Origin of the sequence: Phytoactinopolyspora endophytica (assembly GCF_004138495.1) — a bacterium.
GTDB lineage: Bacteria > Actinomycetota > Actinomycetes > Jiangellales > Jiangellaceae > Phytoactinopolyspora > Phytoactinopolyspora endophytica.
This window is the reverse complement of record NZ_ML142851.1, coordinates 189,238-192,859: the sequence shown is the minus strand read 5'-3', so window position 1 is coordinate 192,859 and position 3,622 is coordinate 189,238. Positions and strand designations below refer to the sequence as shown.

The window sequence follows — 3,622 nt, the reverse complement described above, 5'->3', positions numbered from 1 at the left end:
CAACGTCGACCTTCAACGGCTCGAGGAAGAGCGCACCGCGGCCGAGGAGCGCTGGCAGTCGATCTCCGACGCCTGCTCGGAGCTGCGCAACAAACTGAGCGCGAACGGTGTCCGCCAGACATTCCTGCTCGACACTTACGAGGAGGAGTCGGCGAAGCCGCACACCGTCGACGACGACCACCAGCGCGCTTACCTCGACGAGGTGTTCGCCGGTGTGGAGGCGCCGGTCACTCCGGAGAGCATCAGACAGGTCAGGATCGCCTTCCGCAAGGAACTGGAGCGTCGCCGGGACGCCGCCGAGGCCGACCGCCGCTACGCATACGCCAGGGTGAAATCGGCCGTCGACCGGTTCGTCGAGGAGTGGCCGGACTCGGCGCCCGACGCCACGGGCGACGTCGACCGTTCCGGGGCCGACTTCGCCGCCTTGCATGCCGACATCGTGCGCCGGAGGCTGCCCCACGCGATGGGCCGGTTCCAGCAGATGATCAGCGAGGACATGGTCCCGTCGATCAGCGTGCTGCAGCGCGCAGTGGAGAACGCGGCCGGCGAGATCGAGAACCGGATCACCATGGTGAACACGGGACTCTCGCGGGTCGAGTTCAACCCGGGGACCCACCTGCAGATCGCTTTCAAGGCGAATCCAGCCGCTGACGTCAAGGAGTTCCGCCGCAAGGTGGATGCGCTGCTGCGCGACGCCCCGGCCGCGCGGCGCGATCCGGAGAAGCTGTTGGCGCAGTTCCGGCGCGTGCGTGAGTTGATGACCCGTTTCACCGGCGACGACGCCGAGTCGAGGCGGTGGCGGACCAATGTGCTGGACGTGCGGACCAGCTACTTCTTCTACGGCATCGAGAACGACGCCGGAGAACAGGTCGTCGCCACGTACCGGAACACGGCGTCGAACTCCGGCGGGGAGCAGGAGAAGCTGGTGGCGTTCTGCCTCGCGGCGGCGTTGAGCTACAACCTCGCAGACCCCGACTCCGACGGACGCCCGCATTTCGCGCCGCTGATGCTCGATGAGGCGTTCAGCAAGTCCGACGAGGCGTTCTCGCAGCAAGCTCTGGCCGCGTTCGACGAGTTCGGGTTCCAGCTGATCATCGCCGCGCCGATCCGCATGACCGGGATCCTGGAGCCGTTCATCGGACAAGCAGTCCTGGTCGACAAGCGTGTGACGGACGACGGCGCCCGGTCCAGCGCCACCATGGCCACGTTCGGCGAGCTCGCCGCCCGCAAGACCGACTGACGGCGTCGACAGCGCACGTCAAGGACGAGGACGTCGCGGTGTCACCTCCGGTGGGCCCTGGGTGGCGGGCGTGACAGGCGGGCCGAAATGCCCTGGACGGCAGCCGCGCTCGTCAGCCGAAGACAGCGTTATAGCAGGCCAGAGTAAATATACTTAAATGTACTGGAAATGTACTAGCCGTGACTGTATGTGGAGGAGGTCTGTGCGGCAGCGCTCGCCGGGCCACGGCTTGGCTCGCTTCGATGATCACGACATGCTCCTACATGGCGGGATACTCGATCCATCTGGCTGCCTCACAGTGGCGGGTTTGCTTGCACTCGGCTTGTATCCGCAACGGTGGTTTCCTCAGTACGTGGTGAGGGCAGCCGTGGAGCGTCGGGCCACAGATCCCGCCAGAGTCCGCACACGCGACGTGCGCGTCTTACAGCCGGGTCACCATGGCGCGGAACAGCATACTGGTGGCGATCTGCCAGAACGTCCGGACCTCTGATCGGGGCGCTCGAGTCATCGAGGCCCTCGCGACCGGTATCCCGACGGTATTGCGGTCATTGGAGGCAGCAGGGCTTCCTCCTCCGATGTTTCAGGACCAAAGTATCCGTTTCACGGTGATTCTGCGCAACGCCGCCACACGTAAAACGATCAGAACTCCGCTGACGACCTCCGAGCGGCGCGTGTATGAAGTGCTTCTTGCGGGCCCTGCAAGTGTGCTTGGACTCGAGGAGCAACTGGGCATGAAGGCGTACACCGTCAGGAGAATCCTGAGATCACTTCGTGAGAAGAAGATTGTTACCCAACACGGCGGCCCCGGTCAGCCTACGACGCACGAAGTGGCAGACGTCTTTCGCTGATGCTCGACGAGGCGTTCAGCCAGCAGGCGCTGGCGGCGTTCGACGAGTTCGGGTTCCAACGCCACCATGCCACCTTCGGCGCGCTCATCTCCCGCAAGACCGCCGACGCCTGACCTGCGCAGCGCCCGTGGGCCCGCCGGAACGAGCATGCATTTCGGTCGCCAGGACGACCACGTTGCATGTTCTCACCGGCTGTGCGCGAGTGAGCCGGCGCTGCGGCTGAGTACGCGGTGCAGAGTCTCGGCGAAGCTCTCGGCCTGCGGGCCGAATCCGAAATGGTCGCCAGGGAAGTACACGGGATCATTTCCGAGCTGCTTCGCCAGAGCGGCACCGATGTCGTAGATGGTCTCCGCGGCTGACTTCTCGCCGAGGCCGACCGTGATGCGCGGGTGGTCACGCAGGATCTCCACGTCGGGCACGTAACGCGAGAGCGGGATTAGCCCGTGCGCGAGGAAGTACTCGAAGTTGCCGCTGACCCGTCCGAACGTCTCGAGGTCTTCGGGGCTCGGCGGCGCGTCGTCGGCTCCCGGCTCGTCGTCGAGTCCATTGTCGGCGAAGAACTTCCGCATCGCAGCGTCGACGCCTTCGCGACGGTACGTGTCGTACACGTCCTGGTCGCCGGCCAGAGCCTGCGTCGGGTCGTCGAGCATCATGGTGCACGGCGGTTCGTGCGCCACCACGGCACGCACCCGGTCGGGATAGCGGGCGACGAGGTCGAGCCCGATCTGCGCCCCTCCGCTGGTGCCGAAGACGTTGGCGGGTCCAGCGCCGAGCGCGTCGATGAGCAGCGCAGCGTCATCGGCGTGCACGTCGACGCGCTGGTCCCCGGGCGCACCCTCGAGGACGCTGCGTGAGTTGCCTCTCGGATCGTAGGTGACCACCGTGTAACGGTCCGCTAGATGACGGGCCAGGTCGGCGAAGACACCGGCGTCTTGCGGACCGCCGGGGATCACGATCAGCACAGGGCCCGATCCCCGGACTTCGTAGTGGATGCTCGCGCCGGGAACGCTCAGCATCGATGGTGTGACGGGATGGGGCATGGCGATCTCCTACCGGTTGGGGTTGCCTGATCTCGGATCGTCAGATCTCACGGACTGCTGATCACAATCCGGTTGCCTTCGCTGTCACGGAACTCCGCGCCGATGCGCTCCGGGTCCCAGGGCGCAGCTTGCGGTTCGGAGAGGATCTCCACCCCTTTGGTCTTCAGCGCGTTGACCGCGCCTTCCACGTCGTCGTCGATCAGCGCCAGGACAGGCTCCGGGGAGAGGTTGTCATCGGCGCGCCGCATGAAATGCAGAGTGGTCTGCGCTCCGGGGAATCCGAGCTCGATCCATCGCCAACCGTCGTCGCTCATCGGCACATCGGCGACCGGACTGCATCCGAGCTTCTCGGTATAGAAGGCCTTAGCGCGATCCTGATCGAACACCGGGAGCTCGGCGAGCTGAATGTGCATGGTCACGTCTCCTGTGAAAAGTACTAGACCGTCTAGTACTGCGCTTAGACTAGACGGTACAGTACTGACGGTCAACAGTGA

General features: G+C 65.1%; 4 protein-coding genes. 2 read left to right on the top strand and 2 right to left on the bottom strand.

Annotated elements, in window-relative coordinates:
- Nucleotides 1–1,240: SbcC/MukB-like Walker B domain-containing protein (locus ELR45_RS06765; protein ID WP_240759241.1), on the top strand; the 1,240-nt coding region annotated here is incomplete at its 5' end.
- Nucleotides 1,241–1,626: 386 nt separating this feature from the next.
- Nucleotides 1,627–2,088, top strand: coding sequence for an ATP-binding protein (locus ELR45_RS06760; RefSeq protein WP_276320656.1), 462 nt, complete (start codon nt 1,627–1,629; stop codon nt 2,086–2,088).
- A gap of 185 nt (nt 2,089–2,273) precedes the next feature.
- On the opposite strand, the gene ELR45_RS06755 is transcribed toward ELR45_RS06760, so the two are convergent.
- Both ELR45_RS06755 and ELR45_RS06750 read right to left on the bottom strand, forming a co-directional pair.
- Nucleotides 2,274–3,128, bottom strand: coding sequence for an alpha/beta fold hydrolase (locus ELR45_RS06755; protein WP_129664533.1), 855 nt, complete (start codon nt 3,126–3,128; stop codon nt 2,274–2,276).
- A 47-nt stretch (nt 3,129–3,175) separates the two neighbouring features.
- Complete coding sequence (locus ELR45_RS06750) at nt 3,176–3,541, bottom strand: VOC family protein (protein ID WP_129664531.1); 366 nt, start codon at nt 3,539–3,541, stop codon at nt 3,176–3,178.
- Nucleotides 3,542–3,622 lie beyond the last annotated feature (81 nt).